The sequence below is a fragment of the Vagococcus fluvialis genome, from assembly GCF_048815235.1.
Lineage (GTDB): Bacteria > Bacillota > Bacilli > Lactobacillales > Vagococcaceae > Vagococcus.
In genome coordinates this window covers 25,292-44,005 of the sequence record NZ_JBMEAO010000013.1, presented here as the reverse complement: position 1 = coordinate 44,005, position 18,714 = coordinate 25,292, and the positions used below count along the sequence as shown (strand labels likewise).

The following is an 18,714-nucleotide window of genomic DNA, read 5'->3' as shown; positions in this document are numbered from 1 at the left end:
TTCTATTCTTTAATTAATTTAAAAGCTTCTATAACTTCTTCACCTGTTGTTAATTCATAACGTTTAGTAATTAATGATTCACCTAATTGAAGTAAACTTCTCTCCATAGAAACACGTTTCTCTCCTAGTGGTGCTGTTGAAATTTCTTTGACTTTAGAATCACCAATTGTACGACGAATAATCTCAGTTCCAGCATACCCTAAAGTATCTGCCATGACTTCATTTATATAATTTTCTACAAACAAAGGATTCTGATAAATATCTAATGTCACTTTTTCTTTAAACCCTTGTTCTAATTTTTCTTTTACTTGATTATAAATTGCTACAATCGTTTCGTTTAGCCACTGACTAAATAATTTATCTTGCTCATAGTACTCATTTTTAGCCAATGGGAAAAATAAGTTACCAATAACATTTCCAATGTCATATCCCATAGGTCCATAAAAGGCAAACTCTGGATCAATCACTTTCATACCATCTTGATTAACAAAAATGGAACCTGAATGCAGATCACCGTGAATTAATGACTGAGCATTATTCATATAATTATTTCTAAGTTTTGCTACTTCACCAATTAATTTTGAATTATTATAGATTAACTCTTCTACAAAAGACATGTTTTCTTCTATAATAATATTTTGTTTTTTATAGTCATTATATGGTTCAGTAAAAACTAAGTCTTCACTGATATCACACATATCTATATTAACAAAATTTTTAACTTGTGTTTTTTTATCTTGACGATTCCAAACTAAATCAGTTGTCGACAATAAAGTTTCAACTAAAAAGGTACTAATCTCATCTGCAAATTTTGGAAATGTTCTTTTTTCCTCTAACTCATAACGTAAATTTTTATACGCTGAAATATCTTCCATCGTTAAAGCAGCCATCGTTTCATCATAATAAAAAATTTCAGGAATAAATTCAGGTACTAAATCATATTGAATTTTCAGAATGTCTGCTTCGATTTTATTACGATTAATATCTAAAGGACGCCCTGACGAACGGAGTAAAACATCTGCCTGTTTGACTACAACACTTTTATTCGTGTTTGTCTCTTTCACGATAAACACATAGTTAATATTACCATCGCCAACTTCTTTTATTTCTAATTCTGATTCCTTATCAAATAAACCTAATTTATCACTAACGTATTCTTTAATATCTTCATGAGTCATTAAAAAGTGTTTTTGAAATTTATCCATGATTACATGTCCCCTTCTACAACAATTGCTTTACTTTTTACTGTTGATTTATGATCTGATAACTTACCTTTTGGAAAACCAATAGCAATCGAAATTAAACTGATAATAATCATTAATATTGAATACCAGTTATATGGCATAATACTTACTGGTGAAATACCGGCCATCCCCCCTATTACTAATAACTGACCTGCATATGGTAACAGACCATTAAATGCGGACGAGAAGATATCTAATAAACTAGCTGTTCTAGCTCTAGAGATTCCAAATTCATCTGAAATATCTTTAGCTAAAGGACCTGCTGCAATAATTGAAATAGTATTATTAGTTGTAGCAATATCCATCAAACTAACTAAAGCAGCGATTGATAATTCTCCACCTTTTGCACTCTTTGTATTTTTCGTTAATAATTCTAACAACCAATCTATTCCACCTAGATAATTCATTAAGGCTACTAAACCACCTACTAATACAGCAATAATTGCCATATCTTCCATACCCTTCATTCCATCATGCGCAATTTTCATAAATTCAATAATATTAAAATCACCATGAATTAACCCAATAAACATACCAGAGATAATACCTGCTACCATTACAAGTAAAACTTGTACTCCTACTAAAGAAAGAATAATTACCAATAAATAAGGAATAATATTTACTAAATTATAGTCATGTGTTGCACTAGAAAGTGCTGTTGCATCAATCGGTTGTAACGCTAATACAACTAAATTAATAACTACTGCAGGTAGAACCATTAATATATTCGCTCTAAATTTATCTTTCATTGAGACTTCTTGACTTCTTGTTGCTGCTATAGTTGTATCTGATATAAATGATAAGTTGTCCCCAAACATAGCTCCACCTACTACAATACCACACACTAAAGCAAGATTGGATCCTGTTTTTTCTGCGATATCAATTGCAATTGGTGCTAAAGCTGCTACAGTCCCCATTGATGTTCCCATTGCAAAACTTAATATACAACCAATTACAAATAAACCTGGTAAAATCAGATTTGATGGTAAAATACTCAAACCTAAATTAGTGATTGAATCAACAGCATGCATCCCATTAGCTACCCCATAAAAAGCACCTGCTAAAATAAAAATGACAACCATTAACATTAAACCAGAGTCTCCACCACCCTTACAAAACATCATTACTCTTTCTTCAAAGGTAGAGGGATTGTCTTTATTATTCATCAGCAAAGCAATAGCTGATGCAATAAGTATTCCCACCATAAGAGGCATATTTTCAAAACTTCCTGATACCAAACCTGTAAACATATATAAAATTAAAAAGATAATAAGTGGAACCATCCCCATAAAATGTCCTTTTTTCTTCTTTTCCATTCTCTCTCTCCGTTCAATATTATTTTTTCTTTTTTTAATATTTTTTTGGTAGTTCTAGGCCTCCATAAATCCCCTCCGAAAAAATGTATTCGCTTCCAACTGATTAGATTATACAAAACAAAAAACAAAAAAACAATACTTTTCAAAGAAAAACAGAAACTTTCAAAGAATTATATCTTTGTAATTCTTTGAAAGTTTCTGCTTTTTTACTTTTAATGCTTTACTTTTTAATCAATTTTGTTAATATGAAAGTATCAATTACTATTAAGGAAAGATGATTATGATAAAATACGATAGATTAAATGCCATCTTGACTCTTTTAGATGAAACTGGCAGTGTAAAAGTAACCGATTTAAGTCTTGAACTTGGAGTTACCGAAGAAACCATTAGGAAAGATTTAGATAGCCTTGAAAAAGAAAAAAAATTAAAAAGAGTTCGTGGAGGAGCTTTTAAGCCTAACCTTAAAGATAAAGAAGTTCCTATTCCTTTACGAGAATCTATGTATACTGAAGAAAAAAAAATAATGGCACAACATGCCATTGATTTGATTGAAGAAGGTGACTCTATTGCTTTAGATAGTTCAACAACTTGTCTGGCAATTGCTAACCACTTACTTAAAACAAAAATGAAGATAACTGTTATTACAAACTCACTTGATATTTATTCTGTTTTAAAAGATCACTCACTAATTGATTTAATTGGAATTGGTGGTAATTTTAGACAAGTTTCTCATTCATTTGTTGGTGCAAATGCTCAATCTGATATTGCTAGATATCTAATTGATAAATCATTTATTAGTAGCTCAGGGCTTACTTTAGGTATTGGCCCTACTGATAATAGTGAAGTTGAATCTTTAGTACGTAAACAATTTATGATTCAATCTAAACACAATATTCTTGTAGTAGATCATACTAAATTTGATTTTAGAACAATTCATTTAATTTCAAATTTTTCAAAGATTCAGTCAGTTATTACTGATCAAAAACCGATTAATCATGAATGGATTTCTTTTTTCAAAGAAGAGGACATTCAATTAATATATTAATAAACTTCTTAGCACATTGTATTCCTTCCAACTAATACAATTGATTAGAGGAGAAATTTTTTATGTTAAATTTTAATTATCACAACCCTGCAAATATCTACTTTGGTAAAGGGGAAGAAAAACAAGTAGGACACTTAATTAACAGTTATTCTAAAACTAAAAATGTATTAGTTTTATATAGTGGCGACTATATTTTTGATTTAGGAATTTTTGAAACGATTGAAACAGAATGTCATTCTTTTGGCATCAATCTTTTTAAAAATGGAGAAGTAGTTCCTAATCCAGAGTTAAGTCTTATTCAAAAACTAGAAAAAGAAGTCACTCAACATAATATCGATTTTATTTTAGCTGTTGGTGGTGGTAGCGTTATTGATACCGCTAAAGCTCTCTCTTTTGGTTCTCTTTATGAAGGAGATACTTGGGATTTCTTTTTAGGTAAAAAAGATGTTACAACTGCTTTACCAATTGGAGTGATTGCTACTGTTGCTTCGTCTGGTTCTGAGATGTCAAATGCAACAATTGTATCGAAAGAAAAACATAAATTAGGAGTTGAAAGTAATTTAATTATTCCTAAGTTTTCAATTCTTAATCCAGAATACACTTTAAAACTCCCTAAATATCATACTGGAGTTGGTGTATCTGATATTTTAACTCATTTACTAGAACGTTATTTTACTAAAGTTACTGATGTCAATCTAACTGATTTTTTATTGGAAGGTGCAATCAAATCTTTACTAATTAATGGAACTCATTTGATTGATGATTTAGAAAATTATGAATTACGAGCTGAAATTATGTGGACTGCTTCTATGGCTCACAACAATGTATTAGAGCTAGGTAGAGAACCAGATTGGGCTTCTCATCGAATTGAACATGAAATCAGTGGGGAATATGGTATCGTTCATGGTGAAGGAATGGCTGTTGTTTTTCCAGCATGGATGCGTTATGTTAGTCAGTTCCATCCTGATATTTTTGTTAAATACGGAGTTAGAGTTTTCAATATTGATCCGTTTGCTTATTCTGAGAAAGAGATTATTGATTTATCTATTCAGAAAACAGTAGACTTTTTCACATCAATGGGAATGCGAGACTCTTTATCAGCTTTCGATATTGACTCTACTCATTTTGAAGAGATGGCTTTACGAGCAACAAAGAATGACTCCCAAACAGTCGGTCATCTAAAACTTTTAAATGCTTCAGATATTGTTAAAATTTTAGAACTTGCTTTATAAAAAAAGAAGCTCAGTTGAAAAAATTCAACTGGCTTCTTTTTTTATTTTAATAACAAACTCAGTAATAATCCAACTATTTGTGCACCATTAAACATCACTAAATTTTTAATTGAAATACTGAAAGTTGTTGCTTTTTCTTGTTTTTCACTGAATACTTTAACATTTTGACTAATTTTAGGAAACGTTAGTAATACTACTAACATAGCCCAGTGGTAAAAACCAATTAGGACACCGCCTATTATAAAAGCATAACAACTATACATTAAAAATTGAAATAGCTTCACGCCGTTATCTCTACCAATATAATAAGGTAAAGTATAACGATGATTTGTAATATCTTGATCTAAGTCACACAAGTTATTCGCTAGCATAATGTTAGCAATCGTAAAGATCATTGGAACAGATGCCCAAACAATCGCAATTAAAGATCTAATATCAATTTGTAATAATATCTGTCCTTCTCTAATAGCAAAATCTAAAATTCCCATATTAAAGATATTCAAATAAATTGTAATAAAGAAAATACCAAATCCCATTGTCACACCACTAAATAATTCTCCTAAAGGCATACGTGATAAAGGAACAGGACCAAATGTATAAAAAATACCAATTGTAAAACAAATGCCACCCATTAATAGTAATAATAAGCTTGTTTGAATTGTTAAGTACAAACCAATCACACTAGAAAAAGCAATCATTGTATAAATTAAATACGCTACTTTTTTTTCACTTAACTTCGCTACACCAACGATGTTAGTATTTTCCTGATAATCGTCATTCTTAGCTTTTTTAAAATCCATTAAATTATTAATAGCTGTCGTCGCCATATCAAAGACTAACATTGCTAAGAAAAATAATAACATATTTTCTGCGTTTACTTGTCCAAAGAAAAATGCAGAAAACAACAGACCAACTAGAAATGGAAAGAGACTTGCTAGTTTCGTTCTAATTTCAACCAACTCAAAAAAAACTTTCATTGTCATTTTATGCCCTCACTATTTCAAATCTTTAATGTCTTTCACTTTATAAGGTGAATCTTCATTTAAAACAAAACGATCTTGAACACCACTGCTTAAATAAATATGATCTTCTTTTGTAATGAAAATAGCATCAATGTCTTTACGATCCTCAACATATTTCATGCCATTTTTAACACCCATAGCGAACACGCCAGTTGATAAGCCATCACCTGCTGTAGAAGTGTCAGAAATAATTGTTACTCCTGCAATTTCATTTTCAAATGGGTATCCTGTTTTTGAATCAAACAAGTGATGGTATAACTTGCCATCAACTTCTAGATTTCTTTCATAAATACCTGACGTTACTAAAGACATATTTTTATTAGTAACAGAACCTGCAATCGTATTACGGGCTTCATTAGGGTCTTGGATACCAATTTTCCAGTTGCCATCTTTACTTCTTGGGCTATCACCTAGTACATAAATATTACCACCTAAATCAACAATCCCTGACGTTACACCGTTATCAACTAATACTTGAACAGCTTCATCTGTAATGTATCCTTTAGCAATAGCACCTAAGTCTAAACGCATTCCTTTTTCTTCTAAGAATACCGTTTTTTCTTTGTCATCTAATTTTACTTTGTGATAATCAACTAGTTTTAAAGCTTCATCAATTTCTGCTTGCTCTGGTTTTCTTGCATCATCAAATCCTATATGCCACAACTCAGTGATAGGTCCAATCGTTAAATCAAATCCACCTTTAGAATCTTCACTATAATAAAGAGAATCTTCTACTAGTCCGTACACATCATCAGAAACTTTAACAGGTTTTATACCTGCATTGTCGTTGATTGCTTCAATTTCAGAACCTGAGCCTTTTTCGTTAACTGTAATTTTTTTGTCTAGTTCTTTAATACGATCAAATGTTTTATCTAAAACATCTTCTTTTCCTTCATCAAAAATTTGAACTCTTACATAAGTTCCCATAAGAAACTCTTCTTTTTTATAGGGTTCTTTTAGTAACGTAACTTCTCCTGATTTAACAGTTGTTTCCTTTGTTTCTTTATCTGAATTAGTTCCACATGCTGTTAACATTAATAACGTTAACGGGACTAATAATAGCGTTAAATGACGTTTAGTTTTAATTCTCATTTTCATTCCCCCGTAGGATATCTTGTTCTTTTAAAATTTATTTTAGCATTTTTCAAATAAAAAAGACAACAAGTCAACTGACCTGCTGCCTTAAATAGTTGGAATTATTTACCCATTACAATGTTATCAACTTCGATTTTAGCTGTATCACCTTTTTCAGCTGCGTTGATTAATTGTTCTGCATACATTTGGAATGAATGAGTTGAGTGAGTTGCTCCTGTTACTACATCCATTTCAGATGGTTTTTGTTTTTCAACTAAACCTTTGTTTAATTCTGGAATGAATTTTTCTGGGCTGTTTCCAGCTTTTTCTTCCATCATTTTGTTGTATTCTGCATCTTCTGTTTTTGATTTACCTTCAGCATTGATGTTATCGTATTTAGATTCTGCGATTTTTCCATCTTTAACTACTAAAGTAAACATTGTACGGTAACCATTAGATTCATTTTTCTCTTCTAATGTATATTCACCGTCTTTTAAGTCAGCTCCATTGTCGATTTCGATTTTGTCTGTTTTACCAGCTTGAGCAGCTTGAATTAATTGTTGTGCATAGTTTTTGAATGATTCAGTTGAATGAGTTGCACCAGTTACAACGTCAACACCGTCAGCTGATTGAGCTGCTAAGAATGCTTCGTTTAATTCTGGAATGAATTTTTCTGGACTGTTTCCAGCTTTTTCTTCCATCATTTTGTTGTATTCTGCATCTTCTGTTTTTGATTTACCATCTTTATTGATGTTATCATATTTAGATTCTGTGATTTTTCCGTCTTTAACTACCATTGTGAATACTGCACGGTAACCATTGTTTTCGTTTTTCTCTTCTAACGTATATTCACCGTCTTTTAAGTCGCCACCTGCAACTTTTTCAGCTGGAGCTTCTGCTTCTTTTGATTCTTCGCTTGAAGCCACTTGCTCTGTTGATGCTGCTGCTGAATCTTTAGTATCTTTTTCTTTATTACCACCACAAGCAGCTAATAATAGAGTAGACATTACTAATACTGTAGTTCCTGTAATTAATTTTTTCATTTTCATAATAATAAACCATCCTTTATTTTTAGAATTATGTGAACTATTTTACATATTTTATTTTATATCATTGTTGAACAAATTGCAACGGTTTTTTAGCCACTTATTCATTTTTTCACAAATTTCTAATGAAAGGCGTCATTCCTTAAAAAATATCCTGAAAGCTCAAATTTTGTTAGACTTTTCACCTGTCTGGCTTTATAATAAAAGACGATTGTGTATTTTATTTCACGTAATCATTTTTCTTATTATTATATTTTATCTACGAAAAGGGGAGACTTATCAATATGGCTAAAACAGAAATAGTTGTTGTTGGAGCTGGTTACTCAGGTATTGCCGCAACTAAGATGTTATCTAAAAAGTTAAAAAGTAATAAAGATATCCATATTACTTTAATTGATCGTCATTCATATCAAACGATGATGACAGAACTTCATGAAGTTGCTGGTGGGCGTGTAGAACCAGAAGCAATTCAATACGACTTACAAAGATTATTTTGTAAGAGAAAAAACGTTAGCGTTGTAACTGATTCAGTTGTGAACGTTGACAAAGAAAACAAAGTGGTTAAAACAGAACAAGGCACTTATTCATTCGATTATTTAGTTCTGGCAATGGGTGGAGAACCTAACGACTTTGGTACACCAGGTGTTAAAGAAAATGGCTTTACATTATGGTCAATGGATGATGCTATTAAAATCCGTGAACATATTGAAAAAACAGTAACTCTTGCTTCAATGGAGCCAGATGCTGAAAAACGTAAAGCAATGTTAAACTTCGTTGTTTGTGGTTCTGGATTTACTGGAATCGAAATGGTCGGAGAATTAATCGACTGGAAAGAGTTTATTGCTAAGAAAAATAAACTTGATCCTAGCGAAATCAACTTAATGGTTGTAGAAGCGGCTCCAACGATCTTAAACATGTTAGACCGTAATGACGCTGGAAAAGCTGAAAAATATTTAGTTAAAAAAGGTGTTAAAATCTTAAAAGATACACCTATTGTTGAAGTAGCAGCAGATCACATTGTTCTTAAATCTGGTGAAACTATTCCAACTCATACTTTAATCTGGACTGCTGGTGTTAAAGCTAACAGTGACGCTGAAGAATTTGAAATGGAATCAGCTCGTGCTGCTCGTTTAGTAGCTAATGAATTCATGCAAGCTAAAGGTTATGAAGATAAAGGTATCTATGTTGTTGGGGATTTAGTTTACTTTGAAGAAAAAGAAAACATGCCGACTCCTCAAATTGTTCAGGCTGCTGAACAAACAGGTCATTGTGCAGCTAAAAATATTTTAGCTGAAATCAATGGAACTGAAAAAGTAGAATACAAAGGTAAATATGATGGATTCATGGTTTCTATTGGATCTAAATATGCTGTAGCATGTGTCTTTGACAAGATTCATATGAGCGGATTCTTCGCTATGTTAATGAAACATATCATTAACTTACGTTACTTCTTTGATATTCGTTCTGGTTACTATGCTTTCCAATACATCATCCACGAATTCTTCAGAATTGGTGATGAAAGAAATATTATGCGTGGTCACACTTCACGTAATAGCAACGTATTATGGTCAGTTCCATTACGTGTCTTCTACGGTTCTGTATGGTTAGTAGAAGCTATGAAAAAAGTTGTTGGTCAAGGGAAATTATTCCAACCAAGTACTTGGTTTGGTGAAGGTTCATGGTTTACTGATAGCGTAGCATTCCCATTCCCATGGTTACAAGAAGCTGCTGATGCAACAAGTGGAGCTAGTGCTGCTGAAGGCGCTGGAGAAGCTGTTGCTGCTGTTGCTGATCCTGTTTTTGGATTAAGTTATGCATACGGTGAAGAACCAATGACAGTCTTTAAAGAAATGCCAGGCTGGTTCTCTTCTATTATGGAATTTATGATGCCTAATACTGAAGTTGCTTTATTCATGCAAAAATTTATGACTATTTTTGAAGTTGCCTTAGCTCTAGCAATTATCGTTGGACTATTTACATGGTTAGCAAATGCAACAACAATTGTTCTAGTTATTATGTTCTGTTTATCAGGTATGTTCTACTGGGTTAACATTTGGTTTATCTTTGTCGCATTTGCCTTAATGAATGGTTCAGGTCGTTCATTTGGTTTAGACAAATGGGTAATTCCATGGATCCAAAAAACTGCTGGTAAATGGTGGTATGGTGATGTAAAATCTCGCTACGGTGAGAACGCCTAAAGATGACTTTAAAAGAGGTTGACGAATATGTCAGCCTCTTTTCCTTTTAATATCATTTTGAGTGATGTTATTTTCTGATATACTATATGATATATAACATTGCTTTCTAATTTAGATAGTAGTATTCTCACTATGATAGGAGAATTTTAACATGAACAAAAATAAACGATTAATCTATATTTCATTACTTGTTGCTCAAGGTGTCATTATTGGTTTACTTGAAAATATGATTCCTTTTCCATTTGCTTTTGCCCCTGGTGCTAAATTAGGTTTAGCTAATCTAATTACCATCATCGCTATTTTTACAATGCCAGTTAAAGATAGTTTTCTCTTAGTTATTCTACGCTTATTTTTAACCACTCTATTAGGTGGGACTCCTTCAACTTTATTATATAGCGCTGGTGGAGCTCTTTTAAGTTACTTTGGAATGCTTTCTTTAAAACAACTAGGTCCAAAGCGAATTAGTACTATCGGTATCAGCGCTTGTGGTGGCTTTTTACATAATGTTGGGCAGTTACTAGTTGCAAGTTGGATTGCTAGATCATGGAATGTGCTACTCTACTTACCTATTCTCTCTTGGATTGGTATTTTAGCTGGAATTGCCATTGGAATAGCTGCTAACTATATTATGACTCATGTTAAAACCATTCAAGAATTTAAACTTAACTATGATTAAGGAACCAACCTTTAAAAAAGGAGCATACTTATGAATATCCACTCAATGTGGGAGCCATATCCCACTCTCAAAAAAGATTTAGAGAAAACCTTAGATTTAATGTCTTCATCTATTGATCTACCTAACAAAGAAATTGAAGGAACTATTTTAGAGTTATTTCATTCTGGAGGTAAACTCTTAAGACCTGCTTACCTTTTACTATTTTCTGAGCTAGGTAAAAAAACTGACAAAAAAAAGAGTATTGCTCTTGCTGCTGCAATGGAGACTTTACACACTGCTACCTTAATTCATGATGATATTATTGATGAAGCAGAAGTTAGACGTGGTGTCACTACCTTACAAACAAAATTTGATAAAGATGTTGCTGTTTATGCAGGTGATTACCTCTTTATTGTTTGTTTTAAATTGTTAGTAAAATATACAGATTCTTTACGTAGTGTTTCTCTTAATACAGCTAGTATGGAAAAAGTATTATTAGGTGAACTTGGCCAAATGAATACGCGTTATCAAATTGATATCACTGTTGATGAATACATTAAAAATGTTTCTGGAAAAACAGCTGAATTATTTGCCTTAAGTTGTTTTTTAGGCTGTTTCGAAAATGGTGGTTCTTCTCGCTTAGCTGGAACTTGTCGAGAAATTGGTAAGTCAATCGGAATTGCTTTTCAAATTGTAGACGATATCTTAGATTACACCCAATCTGAAACAACTATTGGAAAACCAGTACTAGAAGACGTAAAGCAAGGTGTTTATAGTTTACCTTTGATTTGTGCGATGGAAGAAAACAAAGAATTTTTTACGCCGCTATTAAGTAAAAAAGATTTAATGACTGATGAAGATGCTAAAAAAGTTCACGAGGGTGTTGTGACTTATAATGGTGTGAAAAAAGCGTATGAGTTAGCCGATCATTATACTGAAACTGCACTTAATCTGATTCAATCTCTTCCTTCAGATAAAAAAAATACAAAAGAACAAATTTATAATATCACTAAAAATATTTTAGTTCGAACTAATTAAAGACAAACAAAAAAGATGGTTTTTAAGCCATCTTTTTTTGTTTGTCTTTTTAAATAACGCACTTTTGATTCCTCTTACATATATATGTGAAAATATTGAATCTCATCTATAACCCTTGATATCAGTAACTTCTCAATATTTTAAACTCTCCTTTTCTAAAATACGAAGTTAAAATAATTAATCTGTTTTACCTTTCGATATATGATTAACCTATAGAAAAACAGATTTTAATTTTATCGATAAATGCGAAATCTCACCATTTACTTTTGGAGGGATTAGTATGAAACAATCAATCATTATTAGCTTAGCTTCTTTATCACTTCTAGTTGGGGTTGCCGGAGCTCTACTAGAAACAAAAGGACAAGAAATCACTACTGCTGCTGCCACTTTTGGATCAACTGAACAAATAATCAACGCGCCTAAAATTGATACCACACCACCTACTATAAAAGGTCAAAAAAATTGGGAAATTTTTCAAGGGGAAAAAATTAATGTATTAGATGGAGTTGTAGCTACAGATAACTCCGGAAACACACTACCTGTTTCTGTTAGTGAATTTTCAACTGAAGTTGCACAAGAACAATCTGTCACTTTAACTGCCACCGATTCTAATCATAAAGAGACAACTGAACAGATTACTATTACCGTTAAGCCTGCTATAAAAAAAGAAACACCCAAAAAAGTAGCCACAACAACTAATATAACAAAACAACCTGAAACACAACAAATGCCTGTTATTGAGCCTGTTGTTACTCAAGATAATTCAACAACTGAAAACTATTCTGTCGTTCAAACGTCTACACAAGAAGAAACTCATAGTGCTCCTATTACAAATCAAGGCAATACCTTATCTTTTAGTGGCGTAACAATACCTTATCAAAATGCTGGAGAAGCCACTGGACAATCTATTATCAATAATGATCGTAACATGGTAGCCACTTTTGGTGGTGCTGCTTATCAATCTGCCAATGATGGGGTTAATACACACTTTATTGGCCATAACCCTGGGATTTTTAGTCACTTATTTTCTTTAGTGATTGGGGACAAAGTTGTTGTTACTGACGCTAATGGAAATCCTTCAACTTATCTTGTAAGCTCTATTTTCCAAGTAGATGATTACGGAACTAATATTGCTACTAATGAAAATTGGGTAGACTATATTCTTGATCCTGGTTCAGAAGAAAGAATTACTCTTCAAACTTGTATTAATGCCGATATTAATTTAGTTGTTATTGCCTTTCCTGCTTAATAAAAAAGAAAGAAAAATCAATAAAAATTGATTTTTCTTTCTGATTTTATTCATCTAATGAATAGTGATTTTCTGGTATTAAGGCATGATTAAATATCTCTTCCATTTCTTTATCTAGTGGTGGGTAGGCGTAAAATTCAGTCAATCTCTTCTTAGTTTCTTCTAGTCTTTTAGATAATCGAATCACTTCAGGTAAATTATTTTTTCCTGTAGAAACACCCACTCCTACACCTTGATCATTCTGACTATTCTTCTTATATTTTAATTTAGAATAGGGATAATTATAATCTGTCTGCCCATCTATGTGGTAACTAGAATCATAAGTGATTTCACAATTTTCTACTTGAGTGATAATCTCATCCATTTTGTCTGATGGTATTTTTTCACCTGTTAGAAATTCACCCGTCTGCTTCACTTGCTCTTGCCAATTAGCAAAATCTTTTTTAGTTGTGATTTCCATATTCATGTTATGTTTCATGCGAGATGCCATTGGTTCAATCATAATAATCTCATCTTTAGGTATTCCGTAATTTTTTTCAAATAATTGGATGCTCTCTTTTGTTAAGTCTTTTTGTAATAACCGATAACCGACCTCATTAGATATCACAAATAAGAGTGGTAAACTTAAAAGACTAGCCAGGATTAAATTAATTTTTCTATGATTCTTCTTTCGGATACCTCTTATAAAAAAATAACTAGGTAAAACAACTAAGAAGAATAGCATCAAATACCACATTAAATCACCTCTTTTTGAGTATTATATCACAATCCCTTCTACTTTCTTGCATTCCCTTCACAAGCCCTATATAATCGAAAGCGACACACTAAAAAGTGAAAAGAAAAAAGTGAGGGATTACATGATTACTGTATCAAACGTCAGTCTACAATTTCCGGATAGAAAACTATTTCAAGATGTAGATATTAAATTCACTCCTGGAAACTGTTACGGATTAATCGGTGCTAACGGTGCTGGAAAATCAACATTTTTAAAGATTCTTTCAGGAGAAATTGAACCTTCAACAGGAAACGTAACGTTAGGACCTGATGAACGTCTAGCAACCTTAAAACAGAACCACTTCGATTATGAAGATCAAACAGTTATTCATACTGTTATGATGGGACACAAGCGTCTTTATGAAATTATGCAAGAAAAAGATGCCATTTATATGAAACCAGATTTCTCTGATGAAGATGGTATAAGAGCTGCAGAACTTGAGGGAGAATTCGCTGAATTAAACGGATGGGAAGCAGAACCTGAAGCTTCTAGTTTACTTCAAGGATTAAATATTCCTGAAAGCCTACATGACTTAAAAATGGCTGAATTAACAGCTGGTCAAAAAGTAAAAGTATTATTAGCTCAAGCTTTATTTGGTCAACCTGATGTATTACTTTTAGATGAGCCAACAAACGGTTTAGATCGTGATTCAATTGCTTGGTTAGAAGAATTTTTAATCAACTCAGAAAACACAATTATTACTGTTTCCCATGACCGTCATTTCTTAAATAAAGTATGTACACACATGGCAGACTTAGACTTTGGTAAAATCAAATTATTCGTAGGTAACTATGATTTCTGGTTAGAATCAAGTCAATTAGCAGCAAGATTACAATCTGATCAAAATGCTAAAAAAGAAGAAAAAGTAAAAGAATTACAAGAATTTATTGCTAGATTTAGTGCCAACGCTTCTAAATCAAAACAAGCTACTTCTCGTAAAAAAATGTTAGATAAAATTGAATTAGATGATATCCAACCTTCTTCACGTCGTTACCCATTCGTTGGTTTTAAAGCAGAACGTGAAATTGGAAATGACTTATTACAAGTTGAAAATATCTCTAAAACAATTGATGGTAAGAAAATTTTAGACAATGTTTCTTTCACTCTTAGAAAAGATGACAAAGCTGCTTTTATCGCAAAAGACGATATTACGACTACTGTTCTTTTCAAAATTATCATGGGTGAAATGGAACCAGATTCTGGATCTGTACGCTGGGGAGTTACAACAAGCCAAGCATACTTACCAAAAGATACATCTGATGAATTTGATACTGATCAATCAATTGTTGACTGGTTACGTCAATACGCATCTAAAGAAGAGTCAGATAATACCTTCTTACGTAGTTTCTTAGGACGTATGTTATTCTCTGGTGAAGATGTATTAAAATCAGTTAATGTTCTTTCAGGGGGAGAAAAAGTTCGTTGTATGTTATCTAAATTAATGCTTTCAAAAGCTAACGTATTAGTTTTAGATGACCCAACAAACCATTTAGACTTAGAATCAATTACTGCTCTTAACGACGGTTTAATTGCTTTTAACGGCTCAATCCTTTTTGCTTCTCATGACCACCAATTTATTCAAACAACAGCTAACCGTATCATTGCTGTTTCTGATAATGGTGTTGTAGATCGTGCTGAAACAACTTATGATGATTTCTTAGAAAATCCAACAGTTAAAGAACAACTAGCTAACATATTTTAATAAATAAAAGCCCCACTTTTCGGTTCTGAAAAGTGGGGCTTTTTATTAATAGATTGTCCAGTAACGCAAAGCTTCTTTAGTTAATTCTTCTTCTGTGAAAGCTTTTGATGTGTGTTTCTTTTCTTCATTATCACTAGGATTATTAATCCAAAAAGTATTACTTTCAGGATCATATCCTGTTAAAACCATAACATGTCCTACCTCTGTAAAATAGCCTTGTTTGACAGAGACAATTACAGCATGGCCAGCTTGTAATTCTTTTTTAGCTGCATCTACCTTATCCTCTAAGTCAATCCAAGTATAATCTTTAGCTAAAGCATAATCGTGAAAAATGTGCCAAGCCGTTCCGTTTTCTTCTGTAAAATAACGGTTGCCCGACCATTCTAATATATCAATTGGACTTATTTCTTTATTTTCAATGAATGAGCTAACCATGGCTAAAGCTGTCAAGGCACATCCATTAATGGCTAAAGTATTCGTCAAAGAGTTTCCACCTTCTTCACCATAGAACGCATCACGCCATGGTTCATCGGTCTGAATAATAAGCGGGACATCTAATCTAGCTTTAAATTTTCCCTGCTCTATTTGATCATTCATTTTCTCAGAATACGTTTTATTCTCTTCAATTGCTTTTAACCTAGCTACTTCTTGTGCTTGAGCAAATTTTTTAGCTTCAGCTGCTTCTTGTTTTGCTTGAGTGGTAAAAAAACGAGTTAGATAGATAGAAAAAAAGAGTGAAATAATAGCTAATGTAATCATCGTAAATAAAATATAAACTTTCTTTTGTTTCACTTCTAATCTCTCCTTGTCCTTTTATCATTAATTAGAAATAAGATTATCTTTCGATACCAAATGAAAAAATCGCGATTGCTCCATAACCAGTATGACTAGCAATTGTTGGTCCCATTGGTAATAGTTCTACATTTCTAACAGTTATTGACTCCATAATCAATTGCTTAACGTGCTCAGCAGCCTCCAAATCACCTGCATAGGCGACTAATAGTGTTTGCTCTTCACTATTGACGATTGTTCTTTTAGTTTCTGCAACAATCTTTTCAAGCGATTTATTACGTCCTCTTGTTTTTCCGATATTAACTAATTTTCCGTTTTTATCAACATGGATAATCGGTTTTATTTTTACTAAACTACCTATTGCTGCACTAGTTTTAGAAATACGACCACCACGTTCTAAATGATTTAAATCATTTACTGTTACCCAAGAATGAACTTTATTAATGTTCTCTTCTAACCATGTCACAACATCAGCTAAATCTTTTCCTGCATTTCTTTGTTTGATAACTTCTCTAATTAATAGCCCTTCACCTAATGAAGCCGCTTTTGAATCAATTATTTTTACATTTACTTTTTTGTTATCTTCTTCTAATAAGCGTACTGCCGAATAGGCATTTCTTTGAGAGCCACTTAATTCTGAAGAAAATGCTAAGTAAAGAAGTGGTTTTTCTGAATCGGTATATTTTTGAAAAACATTATTATATGCCCCAATATTAATTTGAGAGGTACTTGGCATTTGCTCCTCTTTTAATTGTTCCATAAACCAATTGTAATCAAATGTTTTTCCTAAATCATCCACGTATTCTTTATGATTCAAATTAATCATCATACTAACTAATTGAACATCATTTACTTCCAAATAATCAAAAGGTAAATCACAACATGAATCTACTAACAAATCAAATTTTTTAGTCATTTTACAACCTCCTGTACACATCTTACTATCTTTTACAAAAAAAAAGAAGAAGTATCTCTACTTCTTCTCAATCTTCTATTAAATTTGTGACCAAACACTTTCTAAAACATTTGTTTGAGTACGGTCTGGACCTACTGAGAATGTTGAAATTCTAACGCCAACTAGTTCTGATACACGGTGTACATAGTTTCTTGCGTTTTCTGGTAAATCAGATAATGTTTTACAACCAGTAATATCTTCATCCCATCCTGGTAACTCTTCATAGATTGGTTTACAACGAGATAATTCTTTTAAACTAGCTGGATAGTGATAAATTTCTTCTCCATCTAGTTCATAAGCTGTACAAATTTTAACAGTTGGTAAACCTGTTAAAACATCAATTGAATTTAAAGATAAATTAGTAATTCCTGATACACGTTTTGAGTGACGCATAACTACTGTATCAAACCAACCAACACGACGAGGTCTACCTGTAGTAGTACCATATTCACGACCTACTTCACGAATTTGTTGACCTGTTTCATCAAACAATTCAGTTGGAAATGGACCGTCTCCAACACGAGATGTATAAGCCTTACATACACCGACTACTTTATCGATTTTAGAAGGACCTACACCACTTCCGATAGTTACGCCACCTGCTACTGGATTTGAAGAAGTTACAAAAGGATATGTTCCTTGATCAATATCAAGCATGACTCCTTGAGCTCCTTCAAATAAAACACGTTTACCTTGGTCTAATGCATCATTTAAAATCACTGACGTATCAGTAACATATTTTTTAATTTCTTGACCATATTGATAGTACTCTTCAAATATTTCATCAAAAGATAAAGCTTCTGAATCATACATTTTTGTAAATTGACGGTTTTTTTCTTCTAAATTAATTTTCAAACGTTCTTCAAAGATTTCTTTATCTAATAAATCAGCAATTCTGATACCAACACGGGCAGCTTTATCCATATATGCTGGACCAATACCTTTAATAGTGGTACCAATTTTGTCTTCGCCTTTAGCATCTTCTTGTAACTGATCTAATTTAATATGGTAAGGTAAAATCACGTGTGCACGATCACTGATTCTTAAGTTCTCCGTTGAAATACCATGATCTGCTAAATATTTAAGTTCTTTCGTAATTGATTTAGGGTTAATAACAACGCCATTACCAATCACGCTAATTTTTTCTTTATAGAAAATACCTGACGGAATTAAGTGTAATTTATATGTCGTTCCATCAAATTGAATCGTATGACCTGCATTATCTCCGCCTTGATAACGTGCAATTACTTCAGCATTCTCACTTAAAAAGTCTGTAATCTTTCCTTTTCCTTCATCGCCCCACTGAGTTCCTACTACTACAACTGATGACATATAAACACTCCATTCTTTTATTCTATTACTTAACTATTT

Annotated in this window: 16 protein-coding genes; 7 read left to right on the top strand and 9 right to left on the bottom strand. The window is 32.3% G+C overall.

Annotated elements, in window-relative coordinates:
- Positions 1 to 2 precede the first annotated feature (2 nt).
- Complete coding sequence (gene mtnK / locus ACODH8_RS09495) at positions 3 to 1,205, bottom strand: S-methyl-5-thioribose kinase (protein WP_332465672.1); 1,203 nt, start codon at positions 1,203 to 1,205, stop codon at positions 3 to 5.
- Positions 1,206 to 1,207: 2 nt separating this feature from the next.
- Entirely contained in the window at positions 1,208 to 2,560 is a 1,353-nt protein-coding gene (locus tag ACODH8_RS09490; RefSeq protein WP_332465671.1) for a Na+/H+ antiporter NhaC family protein, read from the bottom strand.
- Positions 2,561 to 2,840: 280 nt separating this feature from the next.
- Here ACODH8_RS09490 and ACODH8_RS09485 point away from each other — a divergent pair, with 280 nt between their 5' ends.
- Both ACODH8_RS09485 and ACODH8_RS09480 read left to right on the top strand, forming a co-directional pair.
- Positions 2,841 to 3,605 (top strand): DeoR/GlpR family DNA-binding transcription regulator, encoded by a 765-nt coding sequence (locus ACODH8_RS09485; RefSeq protein WP_332465670.1) that lies wholly within the window; start codon positions 2,841 to 2,843, stop codon positions 3,603 to 3,605.
- A 62-nt stretch (positions 3,606 to 3,667) separates the two neighbouring features.
- Positions 3,668 to 4,837, top strand: a complete 1,170-nt coding sequence (locus tag ACODH8_RS09480; protein ID WP_332465669.1) for an iron-containing alcohol dehydrogenase — start codon at positions 3,668 to 3,670, stop codon at positions 4,835 to 4,837.
- A 41-nt stretch (positions 4,838 to 4,878) separates the two neighbouring features.
- Here the strand turns inward: ACODH8_RS09480 and menA are convergent, their stop codons facing one another.
- The 3 genes from menA to pplA all read right to left on the bottom strand — a co-directional run bounded on the left by menA (position 4,879) and on the right by pplA (position 7,982).
- Entirely contained in the window at positions 4,879 to 5,820 is a 942-nt protein-coding gene (menA, locus tag ACODH8_RS09475) for a 1,4-dihydroxy-2-naphthoate polyprenyltransferase (RefSeq protein ID WP_332465668.1), read from the bottom strand.
- Between the two features lie 12 nt (positions 5,821 to 5,832).
- Positions 5,833 to 6,951, bottom strand: coding sequence for an FAD:protein FMN transferase (locus tag ACODH8_RS09470; protein ID WP_332465667.1), 1,119 nt, complete (start codon positions 6,949 to 6,951; stop codon positions 5,833 to 5,835).
- A 104-nt stretch (positions 6,952 to 7,055) separates the two neighbouring features.
- Positions 7,056 to 7,982: an extracellular electron transfer flavoprotein PplA gene (gene pplA, locus ACODH8_RS09465; protein ID WP_332465666.1), complete on the bottom strand. Its 927-nt coding sequence runs from the start codon at positions 7,980 to 7,982 to the stop codon at positions 7,056 to 7,058.
- Positions 7,983 to 8,263: 281 nt separating this feature from the next.
- On the opposite strand from pplA, the gene ACODH8_RS09460 reads away from it, so the two are divergent.
- The 4 genes from ACODH8_RS09460 (at position 8,264) to ACODH8_RS09445 (ending at position 13,119) form a co-directional block, all read left to right on the top strand.
- Positions 8,264 to 10,177, top strand: a complete 1,914-nt coding sequence (locus tag ACODH8_RS09460) for an NAD(P)/FAD-dependent oxidoreductase (protein WP_332465665.1) — start codon at positions 8,264 to 8,266, stop codon at positions 10,175 to 10,177.
- A 151-nt stretch (positions 10,178 to 10,328) separates the two neighbouring features.
- Positions 10,329 to 10,853 carry a Gx transporter family protein gene (locus ACODH8_RS09455; protein WP_332465664.1) on the top strand — a complete coding sequence of 175 codons (525 nt, stop codon included), beginning with the start codon at positions 10,329 to 10,331 and terminating at the stop codon, positions 10,851 to 10,853.
- A gap of 30 nt (positions 10,854 to 10,883) precedes the next feature.
- Complete coding sequence (locus tag ACODH8_RS09450; RefSeq protein WP_332465663.1) at positions 10,884 to 11,870, top strand: polyprenyl synthetase family protein; 987 nt, start codon at positions 10,884 to 10,886, stop codon at positions 11,868 to 11,870.
- Positions 11,871 to 12,150: 280 nt separating this feature from the next.
- The gene (locus tag ACODH8_RS09445; RefSeq protein ID WP_332465662.1) at positions 12,151 to 13,119 is read left to right on the top strand and encodes a sortase domain-bontaining protein; all 969 of its coding nucleotides are present in this window, start codon (positions 12,151 to 12,153) and stop codon (positions 13,117 to 13,119) included.
- 46 nt (positions 13,120 to 13,165) lie between these two features.
- Here ACODH8_RS09445 and ACODH8_RS09440 read toward each other — a convergent pair whose 3' ends face one another.
- Positions 13,166 to 13,855, bottom strand: coding sequence for a hypothetical protein (locus ACODH8_RS09440; protein WP_332465661.1), 690 nt, complete (start codon positions 13,853 to 13,855; stop codon positions 13,166 to 13,168).
- A gap of 121 nt (positions 13,856 to 13,976) precedes the next feature.
- On the opposite strand from ACODH8_RS09440, the gene ACODH8_RS09435 reads away from it, so the two are divergent.
- Positions 13,977 to 15,596, top strand: coding sequence for an ABC-F family ATP-binding cassette domain-containing protein (locus tag ACODH8_RS09435; protein WP_332465660.1), 1,620 nt, complete (start codon positions 13,977 to 13,979; stop codon positions 15,594 to 15,596).
- 45 nt (positions 15,597 to 15,641) lie between these two features.
- On the opposite strand, the gene ACODH8_RS09430 is transcribed toward ACODH8_RS09435, so the two are convergent.
- The 3 genes from ACODH8_RS09430 to ACODH8_RS09420 all read right to left on the bottom strand — a co-directional run bounded on the left by ACODH8_RS09430 (position 15,642) and on the right by ACODH8_RS09420 (position 18,675).
- Positions 15,642 to 16,388: a C39 family peptidase gene (locus ACODH8_RS09430; RefSeq protein ID WP_332465659.1), complete on the bottom strand. Its 747-nt coding sequence runs from the start codon at positions 16,386 to 16,388 to the stop codon at positions 15,642 to 15,644.
- A 43-nt stretch (positions 16,389 to 16,431) separates the two neighbouring features.
- A complete protein-coding gene (locus ACODH8_RS09425; protein WP_332465658.1) occupies positions 16,432 to 17,304 on the bottom strand; it encodes a DegV family protein in 873 nt (290 codons plus the stop codon).
- Between the two features lie 78 nt (positions 17,305 to 17,382).
- On the bottom strand, positions 17,383 to 18,675 hold the full coding sequence (locus tag ACODH8_RS09420) for an adenylosuccinate synthase (protein WP_332465657.1): 1,293 nt from the start codon (positions 18,673 to 18,675) through the stop codon (positions 17,383 to 17,385).
- Positions 18,676 to 18,714 lie beyond the last annotated feature (39 nt).

Coding starts and splice junctions, on each gene's coding strand:
- mtnK (WP_332465672.1), bottom strand. CDS start 1,205: ATGGATAAATTTCAAAAACACTTTTTAATGACTCATGAAGATATTAAA.
- ACODH8_RS09490 (WP_332465671.1), bottom strand. CDS start 2,560: ATGGAAAAGAAGAAAAAAGGACATTTTATGGGGATGGTTCCACTTATT.
- ACODH8_RS09485 (WP_332465670.1), top strand. CDS start 2,841: ATGATAAAATACGATAGATTAAATGCCATCTTGACTCTTTTAGATGAA.
- ACODH8_RS09480 (WP_332465669.1), top strand. CDS start 3,668: ATGTTAAATTTTAATTATCACAACCCTGCAAATATCTACTTTGGTAAA.
- menA (WP_332465668.1), bottom strand. CDS start 5,820: ATGACAATGAAAGTTTTTTTTGAGTTGGTTGAAATTAGAACGAAACTA.
- ACODH8_RS09470 (WP_332465667.1), bottom strand. CDS start 6,951: ATGAGAATTAAAACTAAACGTCATTTAACGCTATTATTAGTCCCGTTA.
- pplA (WP_332465666.1), bottom strand. CDS start 7,982: ATGAAAATGAAAAAATTAATTACAGGAACTACAGTATTAGTAATGTCT.
- ACODH8_RS09460 (WP_332465665.1), top strand. CDS start 8,264: ATGGCTAAAACAGAAATAGTTGTTGTTGGAGCTGGTTACTCAGGTATT.
- ACODH8_RS09455 (WP_332465664.1), top strand. CDS start 10,329: ATGAACAAAAATAAACGATTAATCTATATTTCATTACTTGTTGCTCAA.
- ACODH8_RS09450 (WP_332465663.1), top strand. CDS start 10,884: ATGAATATCCACTCAATGTGGGAGCCATATCCCACTCTCAAAAAAGAT.
- ACODH8_RS09445 (WP_332465662.1), top strand. CDS start 12,151: ATGAAACAATCAATCATTATTAGCTTAGCTTCTTTATCACTTCTAGTT.
- ACODH8_RS09440 (WP_332465661.1), bottom strand. CDS start 13,855: ATGTGGTATTTGATGCTATTCTTCTTAGTTGTTTTACCTAGTTATTTT.
- ACODH8_RS09435 (WP_332465660.1), top strand. CDS start 13,977: ATGATTACTGTATCAAACGTCAGTCTACAATTTCCGGATAGAAAACTA.
- ACODH8_RS09425 (WP_332465658.1), bottom strand. CDS start 17,304: ATGACTAAAAAATTTGATTTGTTAGTAGATTCATGTTGTGATTTACCT.
- ACODH8_RS09420 (WP_332465657.1), bottom strand. CDS start 18,675: ATGTCATCAGTTGTAGTAGTAGGAACTCAGTGGGGCGATGAAGGAAAA.